Origin of the sequence: Streptococcus oralis (assembly GCF_001578705.1) — a bacterium.
Lineage (GTDB): Bacteria > Bacillota > Bacilli > Lactobacillales > Streptococcaceae > Streptococcus > Streptococcus oralis_J.
The window spans coordinates 1-435 of sequence record NZ_KQ969046.1 but is presented as its reverse complement, the minus strand read 5'-3'; the positions used below and the strand labels follow the sequence as shown (position 1 = coordinate 435).

Annotated in this window: 1 pseudogene; it reads right to left on the bottom strand. The window is 39.1% G+C overall.

The annotated features are described in order from the left end of the window. A pseudogene (locus SORDD05_RS09635) lies at positions 1-253 on the bottom strand (hypothetical protein); the annotation flags it as partial. Positions 254-435 lie beyond the last annotated feature (182 nt).

Here is a 435-nt window from a genome sequence, read left to right as displayed (position 1 = left end):
CCTGTTGATCCCGTAACTTCGTATCCTGAAAAATTGCAAGGGCTTCCACATTGTGATAAGGATCTGTCATACCAACAGCTTTGCGAGACCGACTCAAACCACTTGCGATTGTGGAGAGGGTAGTGGTTACACCGCTCCCCAACAATTCACTATTAAATGATTCCATCCGACTTTCAGTTGTACGAAGAGATTGCAGGGCTTCTTCCTTATGGCTTTTGATATCTGCTGTAGAAGGATTGTTGATACCCACCATACCCCCAATAGCAGAGGAAGCTATTGTCAGGTCTGGATGTTTAAATTACATCAGTGACCATTCTACTTATTCTTCATTATAACATTTTCTCATCATATAGAAAATCCTAGAATGAAATTCTAGGATTTGTATGTCATTTTTTAAAATCATCTACACTAAAGTGCTCATAGGTGATTTTTGAA